Source organism: Natronospira bacteriovora, from assembly GCF_030848495.1.
In the GTDB taxonomy this organism is placed as follows: domain Bacteria; phylum Pseudomonadota; class Gammaproteobacteria; order Natronospirales; family Natronospiraceae; genus Natronospira; species Natronospira bacteriovora.
In genome coordinates, this window is sequence record NZ_JAVDDT010000002.1 from 1 (window position 1) to 17,247 (window position 17,247).

A 17,247-nucleotide genomic window follows, 5' to 3' on the forward strand; every position below is an offset into this window, starting at 1 on the left:
CCCTGACCAGAACCGTGGGAAACAGGGATGTTTCCCTCGAGCCTACAGGGACGTATTCACGGCGTGTTCTGGGCAGGGCCGCCAAGACCCGCCCCGGCAACCACGCCCGAACTTCCTCCCCGCTTTTCCGCGAAGAACCTTTTCTATGAGGCAGGCAGTGGCGGAAGGTTCTTAACGCATTTCCGCGGGCAGATGAGGGCGGATTTCCCGTGCCAGGGCGGCAAAGACCTTGGGGTTGCCGGCCATGATGTGGCCGCTCTCCAGGTAATCGGTGCCGCCGGACAGGCTGCCCACCATGCCGCCGGCCTCGCGAATCAGCAGGGCGCCGGCCGCGATGTCCCAGGGCTTGAGGCCCATTTCCCAGAAACCATCGAAACGGCCCGCTGCCAGCCAGGCCAGATCAATGGCGGCCGCGCCGGGGCGACGAACACCGGCTGTTTTCTGGATGATGGCCCGGAACATGGCCAGGTATTCATCCAGGTAGCGGTGGTCGGTGTAGGGAAAGCCGGTGCCGATCAGGGCGCCGTCCAGGCCGCGCAGATTGCCCACGCGAATGCGCCGGTCGTCCAGGAAGGCGCCGGAGCCGCGGCTTGCGGTAAAGAGCTCCTGGCGCACCGGGTCGTAGATCACCCCATGCTCCAGCTTGCCCTTGTACTGATAGGCAATGGAGACGGCAAAGACGGGCAGGCCATGCAGGAAATTGGTGGTGCCATCCAGCGGGTCGATGATCCAGAGGTGATCGGAGTCGCCGCTGCTGCCGCTTTCCTCAGCCAGAACCGCGTGGTCACGATGATTCCGCCGGATCAGGTCTATGATCAGGCCCTCGGCCTCGTGATCCACTTCGCTGACGAAATCGTTGCGTTTCTTGCTGGAGACGGACAGGCGATCCCGGTCACCCATGCGGCGGATGATATGGTCACCGGCGCTGCGCGCCGCGCGCACGGCAATATTCAGTAACGGGTGCATCGACTCCCGACCTCCAAGGCGTTCTGGCTGATTGTTAACATCCCGCGAGCCCAATCAAAAAGCGCCCATCTGGGATGGAGAAGGGGCGTAGGATACCATGTCCGCAAAAATCGTTGTCGTTGTCGTTGTCGTAATCGTAATCGGGTTTTTTGATTTCCTGTCGAAAGGCGAAAACCCGATTACGACTACGACTACGATTACGACAACGACAACGACAACGACAACGACAACGAGCCGGTGGGGGGTGGGATGGAACTCGGAGGTAGATTGTGAGATTGGGTGTCAGGATAGTTCTTGTCGGGACGACGCATCCCGGCAACATCGGTTCGGCGGCGCGGGCCATGAAGACCATGGGTCTGCATGATCTGGTGCTGGTGAATCCGAAATACCCGCCGGATGACGAGGCCCGGGCCAGGGCCTCCGGGGCGGACGACGTGCTGGCCTCGGCCCGCATCGTGGGCAGTCTGGAAGAGGCCGTTGCCGATTGCGAGTTGGTCCTGGGGGCCAGTGCTCGCACACGTCGTCTAGGGGTGGAACCGGTGGGCCCGCGTGAGGCGGTGGCTTCGGTCATGGCTCTGCCGGTGGCTTCGAAGGCGGCCCTCGTCTTTGGCCGCGAGCGCACGGGCCTGACCAACGAAGAGCTGGATCGCTGCCACCAGCTGCTGCACATCCCGGCCAACCCGGAATACAGCTCACTCAACATTGCCTCGGCCGTGCAGGTATTGAGCTATGAGTTGCGCATGGCCGCCCTCGCCCTTGTCGGCGATCGGTTCACCCAGGCCGATACCACCCCAGGTGCTCGGGAACGCAAGCAGCCACTGGCCTCCGCAGGTGAACTGGAGCAGCTCTATGGGCACTTCGAGAAAGTGCTGGTGGATATCGGTTTTCTCGACCCGGACAATCCGCGCCAGTTGATGCGCCGCATCCGGCGCCTGTTCGCCCGCGCCCGGCCCGACCGCAATGAGCTCAACATCTTTCGGGGCATACTCAGCGCTGTGGAAGGTCGGGGCTCGGCTCCGCGCCGCCGCCAGCAACGTGGTGAAGGAGGAAAGCCGGACTAGGGGGTGTGCCCTAGCCCGTGGCGGTGAAATAGCGTGTCAGATAGGTGTGGAAATCCACCTCATCGTCTGCTTCCCGCTGGCGCTGGGCCGCCAGTGAGGCTTCGGCCAGGGTGCACAGCCGCTGCTCGCTTTCGGCGCTGAGCGGGTGCTTGAGGTGATGCTGCATATGCGCCTGGCTCAGGCGCATGGCGTAATCGAAGAAGCCCTCGCCTCGTTCCCGCATCTCCGCCAGCATGCGGGCGGAAGGGGTGCAGTCCGGATCGTCCAGCTTGGCCTTCTGGGCCCTGAGCGCCTCCGAATAGGCCTGCTCGCCATGGTTGGCATCCAGCAGCTCGCAGATGCCCTCCATGTCCGTGAGAATCTCCCGTGCCCAGCTGTCGAGACGCTGGTTGTCGCCATCCCGCAGCAGATGCAGGCCCGGCTGGCGGCCGCGGCAGGCCACTCGCTGCTGATTGACGTCGATCTCCCGCTCCTCCTGCTCGCTCAGGGGCGGGCTGTCCATCAGCAGACAGTAGATGAGGAAGGCCTCGACGAATCGCAGCTGGCTTTCGTGTACACCCAGGGGGTCGAAGGCACTCACGTCCAGGGCCCGAACTTCGATGTATTCCACCCCCCGGCGTCGCAGGGCATGCACCGGCCGCTCCCCCGGTCGTGTGGGTTGCTTGGGCCGGATGAAGGAATAGTACTCATTCTCGATCTGCAGCATGTTGCTGTTGAGCTGTCGCCACTCGCCGTCCACCTCGACCCCGATGCGCTCATATTCCGGATCCGGGGTCCGGGTCGCCCGTTCCAGTGAATCCGTGTAGCTCTTGAGATCGTTGTAGGAAATGCCCAGGCCCGCCTGGTTCTTGTTCTTGTAGCCGATGTCGCTCATGCGCAGGGAGGTGCCCCAGGGCTCGAACAGGGTGTGCTCGTCGAAGGCCTCGAAGTGGCTGCTGCGGCCTTGCAGGAAGGACTTGCAGACGGCGGGGGAAGCGCCGAACAGGAAGGGGATCAGCCAGCCGCTGCGCTGAAAGTTGCGGATCAGGCCGAAATAGTAGGTATCCCGCTGTTCCCGCAGCACTTCGGGGTCGCGGCTGTCGCTGAACAGACGCCAGAAGTTCTCCGGCAGGGAGAAGTTGTAGTGCACCCCGGAGATCACCTGCATGGCCCGTCCGTAGCGGTGGGCCAGGCCGTGGCGGTAGATGTGCCGCATGGTGCCGGCGTTGGAAGAGCCGTAGCGGGCGATGGGAATGCCCGCATCCTCGCCGATGGCGCAGGGCATGCTGGTGGCCCACAGCAGCTCGTCATCCGCCGCCAGGATTCTGGCGGTGAAGGCGTGCAGATCCTGGAGGTTGGCCAGGGTCTCGGACACATCCGTGAAGGGCGGGGTGACGAACTCCAGCAGTGCCTCGGAGTAGTCCGTGGTAATGTAGTCGTGGGTCAGCGCCGAGCCCAGGGACCCGGGGTGGGGAGTGAGCGCGATTCGGCCCTTCGGGGTCACACGGAGGCTTTCCTTTTCGATACCGTGCCGTCCATTCCGCAGGCAGTCGACACAGCCCTGTTCCCGCAGTCGTTTCAGGCGCTGTTCGACGCGCTTGGCCACCTCAGGCTCCTCGGATCTCGTCAAAAGGGCCTGCAATGATCCGGGCCCGGCCCTGTGCCGTCAAGCACCGATAAACGGGGCTTTGTGGTATTCGTCCCACTTGTCGGAATTTTCGTCCCGTCCGTAGCACACGGGGCTGCAAGGGATTTCAAAGGGCATAGAGTAGTGCACATGAAACAGCAGCGCGGTATCACATTGCTGGAGCTCATCATCACCCTGGCGGTGGTGGGGATACTGATCGGCCTTGCCACCCCCAGCTTTCGGGCGATGATCCAGAACAACCGCATCACGACTCAGGTGAACGAGTTCGTGACGGCGGTCAATATGGCGCGCAGCGAGGCGGTGCGCCGTGGCGACCCCGTGACCCTCTGTTCGTCCGAGGATGGGCAGAGCTGCACGGGGCAGGATGACTGGGCCATTGGCTGGATCGTGTTGGGGCAGGATACAGACGGTAACGACGAGGTGCTTCGGGTCTGGCGGGCACCCAGCGGCCAGCCGGTCATGGCCGAACAGGACAATGAATCCGAGGTGATCTTTCTGCCCAATGGCATGGTGGATCGGGAACTTCGGATCCGACACAGCATTCCCGATGCCACCTGCGACCAGGTGCGCATCATCCGCTTGATTCGCGGCGGCCGAACGGACATTCGCCGCCTGGAGTGTGACGAGGATGGCTAATCAGAGCGACAAGTTGCCATGGCCCGGGATGACACGTGGCTTCAGCTTCATTGAGGTCCTGATCGCCGTGCTGATTCTGGGCATTGGCCTGCTCGGCGTGGCCAGCCTGCAGGTGGTGGGGCTGCAGAACAACCAGGGTGCCTATGCCCAATCCCAGGCCACGACCCTGGCTTACCAGATCACCGATGCCATGCGGGCCAACCGACAGGCGGCGGTTGCCGGACACTACAACCTGGCCATGGGGGACGATGCGCCGACGGGCAATTCCGTGGCAGTGCAGGATCTGCAGGACTGGGTGGCCAATGTGCGGCAGTTGCTGCCCGATGGCCAGGGTGCGATTCGGGTAACGGGGGGCGGCGAGGTCCGGGTTCGGATTCGCTGGCTGGATGACCGGACACGGGAAGATGAAGCGGAACGCAGGCGGACTTATGAATATGCCACGGAAATCTGACATCCAGCGGCTGCTGCGACAGCGCCAGGGCGGCTTGACCCTGGTGGAGCTGATGATTGCCATGGTGCTGGGCTCGCTGCTCATGATCGGCGCCGTGCAGCTCTTTTCGGGCATGCGCACGGCCTACCAGCTCAACGAAGGGCTGTCCCGGGTGCAGGAGTCCGGTCGTTTTGCCATCGACCTGCTCAGCCAGGATCTGCGCATGGCCGGCTACATGGGCTGCACCTCCAACCCCAATTTCCTCGATATCGGCATCGCCCCCTACCTGGCCGATGATGATGTGGATCAGTTCTACCTCAATTTCACCCGTGGTGTGGAAGGCTATGAAGCGGTGGATACGGGGCCCGATGCAACTCTCACCATCACCACCCTGGCTCCCGGCGCCGGTGCCCTGAGCGATTGGAATCCGAGCCTGCCGAATGTCTTTTCGGGCGAGAGTGTCCGGCCCATCGCCGGCTCCGATGTTCTGGTCATCCGTTACATGGATCAGGACGCGGTTCGCTTCGTGCCGCCGTATACCAAGGGTAACCAGTATCACGTTACCAACAGCGAGCAGTATTTGCAGGATGATCTGCTTTTCGCCGCCGACTGCCAGGGAGGTGGGTATCTCTTCCGCAGAAACAACTCCAACAAGGCCGGTGGCAACATCCAGCCGGGACAGGGCACCGATCCGCAGTACCGCACCTTTGGTGCTGACGCTGAGTTGGGTCGTGCCCGCATGGTGATCTATTTCATTGGCGTCAATGTTAGCTCGGACAACCCTGACCCACGGCCCACGCTCTATCGGCGCTCCCTTACCGAGTCCGGTCAGAACGTTCAGACCGATGCCCTTGTGGGCGGTGTCGAAACCATGCAGGTCATGTACGGAATCGATGGGGGGGGCAACCGCGCCATCGATGATTACCAGACCGCTGGCCAGGTTCACGCAGGCAATCGCTGGAATTCGGTGAGCAGTATCCGGGTAGGCCTGCTGGTGCGCAGTGAGCAGCAGGTCGTACCGCCTGGCGAACAGACGCCAAAGCAGTTCAGCATTCTGGGAACGGACGTCACGGTGGACATTGACGACGACCGTCGCCATCGACAGATGTTCACCACCACGATTCAGGTGAGGAATCGCTGATGATCCCGAATTACCCACGGCCACGGCTCACCGCACCCCGGCAGCAACGCGGGGCGGCCCTGCTTTTTTCCCTGATCATCCTGCTGCTGCTGACCGTGATCGGGGTGACCGCGCTGCAGACCACGACCCTGCAGGAGCGAATGGCCGGTGCCCAGCGTGACCGTTACATCGCCTTCCAGGTGGCCGAGGCCACCGTTCGCGAGGTAGAGCGTTTTCTCGATCAACTGGTACTGCCGACCTTTGATGGAACCAACGGCCTTCATCACCATGCCTCATCACCACTCAATCTGGTGTATGAAGACGACAAGCGCCGCGTGGACTGGGTGGCAACGTTCGCGCAAAGCTCGGTCAACCCGAGAAGCTATGACGGGGCGGTAATCCAGTCCGCTCTGCCCGATGGTGCGGTCCGGCCCCTCTGGGTGGTGGAGGAAGTGCCCAGTGCCGGAGCAGGTGGGCCGGTTGCAGCAGATGAGGCCAGTGTCGAAGGCAATATTTATCGCATCACCACGTTGGCCAGGGGCCCAAGCGGCCGCTCCCTCGTGGTGTTACAGGTGGTCTACCGGCGAGGTGGCTGGTAACACCGAGTAGGCAGGAATGAGAGGAAAGACCATGAACGTTCATGCTGAAGGCCGAATGATCCGGTTTTCCCGCGACATTGCTCTTGCCATGTTGTCACTTGCTGTCCTGTTTTTTCTGGCTGCGGCCCCCAAGACAGCGACCGCAAGTGACGTGGCCCAGACGCCATTGACGGTGAGTACCGCCCGGGTTGCCCCGAACCTCATGTTCAATCTGGATGACTCCGGCTCCATGATCTGGGAGCTGACCCCGGACGACATCATGGCTGGTGGCGGTGTCATGTGGCTTTATCTGCCTGAAAGTGTCGATGCCACCGAGGCCACGGGGTACAATTTCGAAGTCACTCAGGTTGTTGCCCGGAGACAGTCGTTCTTCGATGATAACCAGTGTGGCGAGTGGGTGAACGAGCCCTATGAGCGCCAACATTGTCTTTACGACTGGGGCTATCCCAATGTGGCCACAGCCTGGGTGGATGACTGGTATGCGCGTTTTTCCCGAAGCCCGCAATTGAATGCTTCCTATTATGATCCCCGTCAACGGTATGAGCCGTGGACGCGATCAGATGGCACTCTGATGCCCGATGCCGACCCCGAGGCCGCGCCGGCGAGACCAGGTTTTGATTATAGTGATGGCCGCAATCTCAAGGAATTCCAGACCGAGTTGGCGAACTGGTGTACGGATTATGATGGTCGCTTTGGAAGGCCTTGCGGTGATGAAACCTATTGGTCAGCCGATTATGACTTTCTCCAGTGGGGCAGCGGGCACTATCAGACGGAGCAGACCTATTGGCCGGCCATTTACTGGGAGTACCGGGGTGATCCGAATAATCGGGACGAATATACCGATATCAACAATTACCATGCCGTCGTCATTGCGCCCGAAAGCCGGCGCCCTCTGGAGCTGGATTTCTCATCGGATCTGACTCAGGCCTTGACGAGTGTGACCAATAATGGTCACGACCCCTACGTGTACCCCAGGTATCCGAATCGAACCGACTGTGCTGCGGATCCTTGCACCTATGCCGAGGAAATCCAGAATTTCGCCAATTGGTATACCTATCACCGTTCACGCATTCTTGCCGCCCGAGGTGGCATAGGCAAGGCCTTCAACGACCTGGATGAGATCGTGCGTGTCGGTTATACGGCGATCAATGATGCTACGGTGCGCATGGGGGTGCGGCCATTTAGTGGTGAGAATCGGGAAGCGTTCTATAACTCGCTTTATAATGATGACATTGGAGGTGGCACCCCCTTGCGTCGTTCCATGCGCACAGTCGGGGAGTACTTCAGCGATGGATCCGCCGGCGGCCCCTGGAGTACGAATCCTGGGGACAGTGGCTCCAGTGAGATTCTGGAATGTCGTCAAAGCTTCCATATTCTGATGACCGATGGCTACTGGAATGACGGCTTGAGCGAGTCCATCGGGAACGTGGATGGCAGTGATCATGATGCCATCCCGAACCCGGATGGTGTGGACTTCAAATACACCGCCAAGCCCCCGTTCAAGGATGCGTATTCCAATACGCTGGCCGATATGGCCATGAAGTACTGGGTCAACGATCTCCTTCCGGATGTCGAGAATCGCGTCCCCACCAGCTCCATTAACCCCGCCTATTGGCAGCATCTGGTGACATTCGGTGTAGGACTTGGTGTTGAGGGAACGATTTCACCTGATGAAGCGTTCAAGGCGATCGAGACCGGCGACAATATTGACTGGCCGGATCCCCTGAGCAGCAATGCGGCGAAGATTGACGATCTTTTGCATGCGGCAGTGAATACAAGAGGTGGTTTCTTCACGGCTGGTGATCCGCAAACCTTTGCGGATGAGCTTACCGGAACATTGTCTTCCATCATTGACCGAACTCAGGCTTCGGCTGCCTCAGTGGCCACCAACTCGACCCGACTCGATGCCGATACCATGGTGTATCAGGCCCGCTTCAACACCGTCGACTGGTCCGGGGAGCTGCTTGCCTTCCCGGTAGATCCTGCCACCGGTGAATTGGAAGACGCGGCCTGGGACGCCGGGGACTCCATAAGCTGGTTCGGTCGTAATGTTGTGACCTGGAGCCCGGAGGAAAAACGGGGCATCAACTTTGTCTGGTCCGAGCTGACTGACCTGCAGAAGAAGGCACTGAACACGCCACCCGGAGGCACGGTTGATGATCTCGGCGAAGAACGCCTGCAGTGGTTGCGCGGGGATCAGTCATGGGAGCAGCAGAATGGTGGTGATTTCCGTGACCGCGGTACCCTGCTGGCTGATATCGTCCACTCCAGCCCGGCATTTGTCGGTCAGCAGGATTTCAATTATTACCTCCTGCCCGACAGCAAGCGCTCGGCCTATGTGGAGTTTCTGGGGAACACGGTGATGAATCGTGAGCCCATGCTCTATGTGGGGGCGAATGACGGAAAACTGCACGGCTTCAATGCCGTCACCGGTGAAGAGGTGTTTGCCTACGTCCCCAACTCTGTGTTCGACAATCTTTCCCGGCTCCCGGAGCCGGATTATCAGGAGAATCACCGCTTCTACGTGGATGAAACACCGCGCCATAGTCATGCCTATATCAATGACGAATGGCGGCATATCCTCGTGGGTTCTCTCGGCGCGGGTGGTGCCGGGGTATTTGCGCTTGATGTGACCGATCCCGCGAATCTCGGCCCTGATAGCGTTCTCTGGGAACTGACCGATGCTGATCTTCCCGATCTCGGCTATACCATCGGTTCGCCCACCATTGCCCGTACCCGGGTTTCCACGGACGGCGAGTTCGGTGATGAAGACCTGGATTCCGATACCCCGGGGCGCTGGGTTGCCATTTTTGGCAATGGCTATGAGAGCAAGAACGGCAAGGCCAAGATCTATGTGGTGGATCTTGCTGATGGTAGTCTGATACGCAGCTTTGATACGGAGGAGGATGGCGGTAACGGGATGTCCGAGCTCTTGCCGGTCGATCTGGATGGCAGTCGCATAACGGACATTATCGTTGGCGGTGATCTCAAGGGGAATCTCTGGCGTATTGATGTCCGTGACGCCGATCCGGCCAACTGGGATTTCATGGATCGCCGGAACCAGGGGCCTTTGCCGATGTTCAAGGCAGACGGCCGACCGATTACCGTTCGCCCTCAGGTTGCATCCTATGACGGCGGTAAGCACATGTACCTCTTCGGTACTGGTCAATATTATCGCGTTGGTGATAATGACCCGGGTAGCAATCCGCCTGTTGATACCTTCTATGGCGTCATTGCTCCCGGCACCAATTCCAATCCAGGAGGCATCGGTAACCTGAATTCGGTTCTGGAACGCGATGACCTGCAGCAGCAGGAGATCCTGGCGGAAGTGGCTTTTGAGGATTTCCAGGTGCGAGTTACCTCGGATGAGGAGGTCGGCAATAACGACGGCTGGTATCTGGATCTGGTTTCTCCCGTTACCGGGCCGGCGGGTGAGCGCATCATCTCCAATCCCGTATTGCGGGGTAGCCGTGTGATCTTTACCACGGTAATTCCATCGGATAATCCCTGTGCGGCTGGTGGTGAGAGTTGGCTCATGGAAATTGATGCGAAATCCGGTTCCAGGCTGGAGTATTCGCCGTTCGATCTCAATGATGACGGCGAATTTGACGAAAGCGACTACGTGACGGTGACGGTCAATGGAGAGACGATCACTGTGCCGGTATCCGGCCTGCGTTCCCGCGTGGGCGTGATTCGTACCCCGGGTATCATCTCGGCCGGTGGCACCGAGTACAAGTATGTGGCCGGTTCCACGGGGCAGATGGAGCGGATCGTCGAGCGTGGTGACTTTGCCGATGGCCGCCAATCCTGGCGACAGTTGCGATAAGGAGTAGATGACATGAAGGATCTGGCGAGACGGCAGTCCGGCTTTACATTGGTCGAGGTGTTGATCGTGGTTGCCATTCTCGGCATCATCGCGGCCTTCGCCTTCAATACCTTTACCCGCCAGGCGGATGAGAGTCGTCGGTCGGATGGCGCCACGCTTTTGATGGATGCCAGCCAGCAACTGGAGCGTTGCTATACGCGTTTCTATGACTATGATGCCGCGGAATGTAATGCCTTGCCTGGCGAGTCTCCCAGCGGACACTATCGCCTGGATGTGCAGAGAGATCAGACTACCTACAGGCTGCGCGCCATTCCCCAGGGTGCTCAAGCGGATCGTGACGTGGAGCGTTGTGCCTTTCTGGAGTTGGACCACACCGGTCGCCGTTATGCCGAGGATGGCGATGGCAATGATGTTACCGACGATTGTTGGCGTACCTGATAAGTAGTCCTGTCCTCTCACAGCCCCGCCGGGAAACCGCCGGGGCTTTTTAGTGCTCGTTCGGGGGGGTCCTGCTTTGGGGTGTGTGGCGGCTTCGGATATGCTGGCTCTTTGACGGTGAGGGAGAGATTCCTTTGAACTGGCAACGCTGGATCTTTCCGGTTTTCTTTACCTCCGGTGCCCTGGCGCTGATCTATCAGATGGCCTGGGTGCGGGCGCTGACACTGGAGTTCGGTTCCACCACCCTGGCCGTGGCCACCGTGGTGGCGGTGTTCCTCGCGGGCCTTGGCATCGGGGCGAAACTGGCTGGTGACCGGGCGGATCATTGGCGGCGACCGCTGGGTGTTTATGCCCTGCTTGAGCTGGGCGTGGCCTTCTGGGGCCTGACGTCACTGCTGTTCATCCACTTCCTGCTGCCGCTGTTCAGCGGTTTGGCCAGCAGCCTGGGAGGTGGGTTCTGGACAGTATCCCTTGTGCGTTTGCTGCTTGCCATGGTCATGCTGCTTCCCCCCACCATTCTGATGGGGGCCGGCTTGCCGGTACTGGCCCGTTTCTACGTTCGCATGCAGGGGGAAGGGCGTCGCGGCAGTGGTCTTCTCTACGGAATCAACACCCTGGGGGCCTTTCTGGGTGTCCTGCTGGGGGGGCTGTACTTCCTTCCGGTTCACGGACTTGTTCAGACCATCGTGATTGTCAGTGCCCTGAATACCCTGCTGGCCGCGGTGGCCTGGGTCGGTTTTCGCCAGACCGAGGTGCCTGAGACAGGTTCGGCGAGCCACGTTTCTCAGCGGGAGGGCCGTAGGGTCTCCGGTGAGGAGTCGGTCATGGTCCGGCTCTGGATGCCAATGGCCATCGCTCTGACTGCTTTCGCCGCCCTGGTATGCCAGGTCGCCTGGGTTCGCGTCATGGAGCTGGTGCTGGGGGCATCCGTGTTCGCGGTGACCATTGTGCTCGGCCTGTTTCTGGCCGGTCTGGGCCTGGGTGCCTTCGCCGTAGCGGCGCTGTTGCGACACGGGCAGCTGTTTGCACGGGCGGTGTTCATCATCCTGGCCTTGCTCTCCGCTCTGGCCATTCTTGCCTCCACCTGGCTCTTCCAATACCTGCCGGAACTCTATGTGCAACTGCATTCGGCCTGGTCCATCGCCCAGGTGCCGGGCCGGGTGTTGCAACTCCAGTTTCTGATTGCCGCCCTTGTTGTGTTTCTGCCCACCGTTTTTCTGGGTGGCCTGTTTCCGGCCAGTCTTCAGGTGGTCATCGCGCACAACGCCCAGACCAGTCGTCACACCGGTCGCCTGTTTGCCTGGGATACCGTGGGCTCCATTGCCGGCTCCGTGACTGCCGGCTTCTTGCTCATCCCGCTTTTGGGCATCGACAACAGTCTCCGGACAGCCATGCTCCTGTTGGTCCTGGCAGCAGGCGTGCTGGCATTGGCGGGGCGCGAGCGCCGGCTTCTGCGGGCGGTTGCACTCCCTGGGTTTCTCTTGCTGATGATCGGGACACTGCTGATGCCCGCCTGGGATCGTGCACTCATGACCAGCGCGGTGTACCAGTACAGTAGCGCCTACCTGCAGCATGGTGCGGAGAATCTTGCCAGTCACCTGCGCGGGCAGAGCGAGGTGATTTATTACCGGGATGGTCTGACTTCCACTGTGACGGTGCTGGAGGGCCGGGGCGGTGATGGCGAATGGCGGGCCATCGCCGTGAACGGAAAGATCGAAGGCAGCAGTGAAAGTGATATGCCGAGCCAGCGTTTGATCGCGCATATCCCGCTGTTGATGAGGCCGGTGACCGAGTCCGTGGCCGTGATTGGCATGGGTACCGGGTCCACGGCGGCGGCCGTCGCCACGCATCCGGTCAAAACGGTGGATGTGGTGGAAATCGAAGCGGCCATGGTGGAGGGCGCCCGGCTGTTTCATGATGTCAATGCACAGGTTCATGAGAATGAAAGGGTGACCCTGCATGTCACCGATGGTCGCCTGTTTCTGAACATGCACCCGGATCGCTACGATCTGATCATTTCCCAGCCTTCCAACCCGTGGATGGCCGGTGCCTCCGATCTCTTCACCCGGGAGGCCTTCCAGCGGGGTGCCCGGGCACTGCGCGAGGGTGGTGTTTTCGCCCAGTGGGTTCAGATCTACAACCTGTCACCCCAGAACCTGACCCTGTTGCTGCGTGGCTTCTCGGATGTCTTTCCCCACGTCTATGTATTCAAGACATTGGAAGATTCGGATCTGCTGTTGTTGGGGGCATTCGAAGAAATCACGATGGACATGGCGGCCATGCGGCAGCGTCTTCAGCAACCGGCGGTGGCGCGGGATCTGCAAGGCCACTACACGCAGACAGACGATGTCTTTGATGTGGCCGGTCGTCTCATTCTCGGGCCGGATGATGTGCCGCTGCTGGTGGGGACAGGGGAGTTTCACAGCGATGATCGACCCCTGATCGCCTATCGGGCCCCCTTCAACCTGTTCATGAATACCCGCCAGGTGAACAAGCAGTTGCTGGCTAATCATGCAGGTAACCCCCTGCGCTACCTGACGGGCTTGCCAGAGGGTGAGGATGAGCGTCGGGAATGGTTGCAGAAACTGAGGGAAGCCTGCGAGACACGGGTGGGAATTTATGAGCTGTGCTTGCATTATCGCCCTGGCAGGTCGATGGGTAATGAATTGAACAGCACGTCGCCCGACTTGCCGTGATTCTCCCTTCCCGGTTAGCTTGATGATCCCAAGCGAGCGAGGATCGACTCATGGCCAGATTCTTTCAGTCGCCGCCGGAACTGATGCACCCATGGAGTGACGATGCAGTGATGCAGGCCTGGTTGCGGAGCCGGGTGCCGGAGCATTGCCGTCAACGCTGGGAAGCCGGACTGGAATCCCTGGGACATCGCGCCAGGGAGGAAATGCCGCCGCTGGCTGAGTCTGCCGAGCGCTGCCCCCCGGTGCACATCTCCTTCGACCCCTGGGGCCGGCGGGTGGATGAGATCCGCGTGTCGGATGCCTGGACACGGCTGGAGGGCATCGCGGCGGAAGAGGGGATTGTTGCCACGGCCTACGAACGGCTCGATGGAGCCTGGTCGCGGGTTCATCAGTTTCTTCGCCTGTATCTCTATCACCCCAGCTCTGCCATTGCTTCCTGCCCCATGGCCATGACCGACGGCGCCGCCCGGGTCATCGAGCGCCATGGTGATGAGGCACTCAGGGAGCGCGTCCTGCCGCATCTGCTGAGTCGGGACCCGGTTTCCTTCTGGACAGCGGGGCAATGGATGACCGAGCGCAGTGGGGGTTCCGATGTCTCCCGCTCGGAAACGGTGGCCGTGGCAAGGGGCGAGGACTATCGCTTGTACGGTGACAAGTGGTTCACCTCGGCCACCACCTCCCGGGTGGCCATGACGCTGGCACGAGTGCAGGAAGGGGCGGTCGCTGATGAGCGGCTGAGCCTGTTTTTCGTCGAATTGCGGGATGAAGACGGTGCGCTGCGAAACATCCGCATCAACCGCCTCAAGGACAAGCTCGGTACCCGGGCCCTGCCAACCGCCGAACTGACGCTTGAGGGGGTGCCGGCCCGACTGATCGGCGAGCGGGGTCGCGGTGTACCCGCCATCAGCAGCATTCTGAACATTACCCGCCTCTACAATGCCTGCTGCGCCGCCGGCTATATGGGCAGAGGCCTGATGCTGGCCCTGGATTACGCCCGCAAGCGCGAGGCCTTTGGCCGGCCTCTGATTGATCAGCCCCTGCACCGGGAGACCCTGGCGGATCTGACCATGGAGCATGCGGCGGCCTTCGAGCTGGTCTTCGAGTGCGCCCGACTCCTGGGCCGGCAGGAATGTGATGAGGCGGACGAAACGGAGGCCGCCTGTCTGCGCCTGCTGACCCCGGTGGCCAAGCTGTACACCGGCAAGCAGGCCGTGGCCGTCTGCAGCGAAGTGCTGGAGTGCTTCGGCGGGGCAGGCTATGTGGAAGATACCGGTCTCCCGGTCCTGTTGCGTGATGCCCAGGTGCTTTCCATCTGGGAGGGCACCACCAATGTGTTGAGTCTCGATCTGCTGCGGGCCCTGTCGAAGGAGAAAGCCTGGGACCTGTTGCTCGAGTCGCTGAAAGTGCGCATCGCGGCGCTGAATGATGAATCGGCCTGCGCGCTGGGCGCGGCCCTTGAGGCGCTCGCGGGTCTCCCCTCACAGCTGCAAGCCCAGGGCGAGGAATGCTTGCAGGCCAATGCCCGTCACCTGGCCTTTCGCCTGGCTGCCGTGGTTTGTGGCATCCTGCTGCTGGAAACAGGCGAGGGGCTGACGGGGGAGGCGGCGACCCGGCGCCGCATTCTGGCGCATCGCTGGATTCGGCTGAAGGTTCGTCTGACGGTGGAGCCGAGCCCGGCCGGTGAGGCGGCGAGCATTCTCGGACTCGATTGAATCCAAGGAACCTCTGATTAATCCGTTGCCTGTGAACGCGAATGGATTGATCAGAGGTTCCCTAACAGCATCGAAGGAGCGGTAGCATGTGGCCAAGCCTGGTGGCCCTGGGCGGCTTTCTGATTTTCTTTCTTGGCTGGCGTTTCTATTCCCGTTTCGTCGCCCAGCGTATCTATCGCCTTGAAGCCGATTTCGAAACCCCGGCCCATGCCTACAACGATGGCCTGGACTTCGTGCCCACCAACCGCTTCGTGCTCTGGGGTCATCACTTCACCTCCGTGGCCGGTGCCGCACCCATCATCGGGCCCGCCATTGCGGTGATCTGGGGCTGGGGGCCGGCCCTGGTCTGGATCATCCTGGGTACGGTCTTCATTGCCGGCATGCATGATTTCGGCACGCTCTGGACCTCGGTGCGCCACCGGGCCCGTTCCATCGGCAGTATTGCCAGCGAAGTGCTGGGCCCCCGTGCCCGCAGTCTCTTCCTGCTGATCATTTTCTTCCTGCTGCTGATGGTGAATGCCGTCTTTGCGGTGGCCATCGCCACGCTCTTCGTCAATTTCCCCGAAAGCGTATTGCCCTACTGGCTGCAGATTCCCATCGCCATGACCATCGGCCTGCTCGCCTATCGCAGCCGCATGCCCCTGTTGCTGCCTTGCCTGATCGGTCTTGCCCTGCTCATCGCGCTGGTGTTCCTTGGCGTTCAGGTGCCGGTCTCCCTGCCCGAGGACCCGGCCGGCGTGCCCACCATTGCCTGGTGGGTCATGATCATGCTGGGTTACGGGGCGATTGCCTCGCGCCTGCCGGTCTGGCTGCTGCTGCAGCCGCGCGACTTCATCAATGCCCATCTGCTCTTTCTCGGGCTGTTCGTCATCTACCTCGGTCTGTTCGTGGGGCGCCCGGATTTCGCCGCCCCCATGTTCAACCAGGATGTTCCGGCCGATGCCCCGTCCCTTATTCCCCTGCTGTTCGTCACCATCGCCTGCGGGGCCATCTCCGGTTTCCATGGCCTGGTCAGCTCGGGGACCAGCGCCAGGCAGTTGAACCGGGAACCGGATGCCCGCTTCGTGGGTTATCTGGGCGCCACCGGGGAGGGCCTGCTGGCCCTGGCCGCCCTGCTGGCGGTCTCCGCCGGTTTTGCCGGCATGGCGGAATGGCAGGGCCACTACGATTCCTGGGCGGCCGCCAGTGCCGGGGGCATCGCGGCCTTCGTGAACGGAGCCGGCAGTCTGCTGGCCAATCTGGGGATTCCCCCGGCAGTCGGCACCACCATGATCGCCATCATGGTGGTCGCCTTCGCCGCCACCACCCTGGATACATCCATGCGGCTGCAGCGCTTCATCCTGGCCGAGATCGGCCGCGACTATGGCCTGAAGTTTCTCTCCAACATCAATCTGGCGACCGTCATCACCTTCCTGCTCTGTGCCGGTCTCGCCTTTGGTGCGGACCCGGCCAACCCGGGTGGTGGCGGCATGGTGCTGTGGCCGCTGTTCGGTACCACCAACCAGTTGACCGCCGGCCTGTCCCTGCTGGTGCTGAGCCTGATCCTGTGGCGCTTGGGTCGCCCGGTGATCTTCACCGTGCTGCCCTTCCTCTTCGTCGCCACCATGACCACCTGGGCCATGGTGCACAATCTGCTGCGCTACTTTGGCGACGGCAACTGGCTGCTTCTGACCATCGGCAGCCTGATCTTCGCCCTCAATATCTGGCTGATCCTGGAAGGTGTTCTGGCCGTGCGGCGTGGAAAACAACAGGCCGAGGTGCAGCCCTCATGAGCGGCGCCTCGAAGATTCGAACGTGGCTGAAACAGGCCCTGGCGGCCTATCAGGCCTTCTACGAACAACCCCTGCGACGGGCCGTGGCACTGGAGCAGCGCCGCCGTCAGGATTTCTTCCGTCTCATGGTCATGTCCGAGAGCCTTGGTCTTCCCAATCCCGCCGGCTGGTACTGCCTGGAACTGATGCCCTTTCTGATCGAGGATTACCATGAATGGCATCGGCGAATGGGCATGGAGCATTCACCGCCGGGTGGCTTTCGATGCTGCTGACAAGCCTGCAGCCTCACAGTCGTTGTCGTTGTCGTTGTCGTAATCGTAATCGTAATCGGCCTTTCGATAAGACGAAAAATCCGACAACGACA

General features: G+C 61.0%; 13 protein-coding genes. 11 read left to right on the plus strand and 2 right to left on the minus strand.

What is annotated here, in order from left to right; all coding sequences use genetic code 11:
* Nucleotides 1-171: 171 nt before the first annotated feature.
* A complete protein-coding gene (locus tag RBH19_RS02795) occupies nt 172-966 on the minus strand; it encodes an inositol monophosphatase family protein (RefSeq protein WP_306727302.1) in 795 nt (264 codons plus the stop codon).
* Between the two features lie 269 nt (nt 967-1,235).
* Here RBH19_RS02795 and RBH19_RS02800 point away from each other — a divergent pair, with 269 nt between their 5' ends.
* Nucleotides 1,236-2,027 (plus strand): RNA methyltransferase, encoded by a 792-nt coding sequence (locus RBH19_RS02800; protein WP_445353960.1) that lies wholly within the window; start codon nt 1,236-1,238, stop codon nt 2,025-2,027.
* 10 nt (nt 2,028-2,037) lie between these two features.
* On the opposite strand, the gene gshA is transcribed toward RBH19_RS02800, so the two are convergent.
* On the minus strand, nt 2,038-3,612 hold the full coding sequence (gene gshA / locus RBH19_RS02805; RefSeq protein ID WP_306727303.1) for a glutamate--cysteine ligase: 1,575 nt from the start codon (nt 3,610-3,612) through the stop codon (nt 2,038-2,040).
* 171 nt (nt 3,613-3,783) lie between these two features.
* Between gshA and RBH19_RS02810 the strand changes: the two genes are divergently transcribed.
* From RBH19_RS02810 to RBH19_RS02855, 10 genes are all read left to right on the plus strand, one after another.
* Nucleotides 3,784-4,290: a GspH/FimT family pseudopilin gene (locus RBH19_RS02810; protein ID WP_306727304.1), complete on the plus strand. Its 507-nt coding sequence runs from the start codon at nt 3,784-3,786 to the stop codon at nt 4,288-4,290.
* A complete protein-coding gene (gene pilV, locus RBH19_RS02815; RefSeq protein ID WP_306727305.1) occupies nt 4,283-4,741 on the plus strand; it encodes a type IV pilus modification protein PilV in 459 nt (152 codons plus the stop codon). Before RBH19_RS02810 ends, pilV begins: the two co-directional genes overlap by 8 nt.
* Nucleotides 4,725-5,861: a PilW family protein gene (locus RBH19_RS02820; RefSeq protein ID WP_306727306.1), complete on the plus strand. Its 1,137-nt coding sequence runs from the start codon at nt 4,725-4,727 to the stop codon at nt 5,859-5,861. The genes pilV and RBH19_RS02820 overlap by 17 nt, the downstream gene beginning before the upstream one ends.
* The gene (locus RBH19_RS02825; protein WP_306727307.1) at nt 5,861-6,439 is read left to right on the plus strand and encodes a pilus assembly PilX family protein; all 579 of its coding nucleotides are present in this window, start codon (nt 5,861-5,863) and stop codon (nt 6,437-6,439) included. The genes RBH19_RS02820 and RBH19_RS02825 overlap by 1 nt, the downstream gene beginning before the upstream one ends.
* Nucleotides 6,440-6,470: 31 nt before the next feature.
* Nucleotides 6,471-10,265, plus strand: coding sequence for a pilus assembly protein (locus RBH19_RS02830; RefSeq protein ID WP_306727308.1), 3,795 nt, complete (start codon nt 6,471-6,473; stop codon nt 10,263-10,265).
* Between the two features lie 12 nt (nt 10,266-10,277).
* Nucleotides 10,278-10,703: a type IV pilin protein gene (locus RBH19_RS02835; RefSeq protein ID WP_306727309.1), complete on the plus strand. Its 426-nt coding sequence runs from the start codon at nt 10,278-10,280 to the stop codon at nt 10,701-10,703.
* 134 nt (nt 10,704-10,837) lie between these two features.
* Complete coding sequence (locus tag RBH19_RS02840; protein ID WP_306727310.1) at nt 10,838-13,399, plus strand: fused MFS/spermidine synthase; 2,562 nt, start codon at nt 10,838-10,840, stop codon at nt 13,397-13,399.
* 50 nt (nt 13,400-13,449) lie between these two features.
* Entirely contained in the window at nt 13,450-15,111 is a 1,662-nt protein-coding gene (locus RBH19_RS02845) for an acyl-CoA dehydrogenase family protein (protein WP_306727311.1), read from the plus strand.
* A gap of 86 nt (nt 15,112-15,197) precedes the next feature.
* A complete protein-coding gene (locus RBH19_RS02850; protein WP_306727312.1) occupies nt 15,198-16,883 on the plus strand; it encodes a carbon starvation CstA family protein in 1,686 nt (561 codons plus the stop codon).
* Nucleotides 16,880-17,155: a cory-CC-star protein gene (locus RBH19_RS02855; RefSeq protein WP_306727313.1), complete on the plus strand. Its 276-nt coding sequence runs from the start codon at nt 16,880-16,882 to the stop codon at nt 17,153-17,155. Before RBH19_RS02850 ends, RBH19_RS02855 begins: the two co-directional genes overlap by 4 nt.
* The last annotated feature ends 92 nt before the right edge of the window (nt 17,156-17,247 follow it).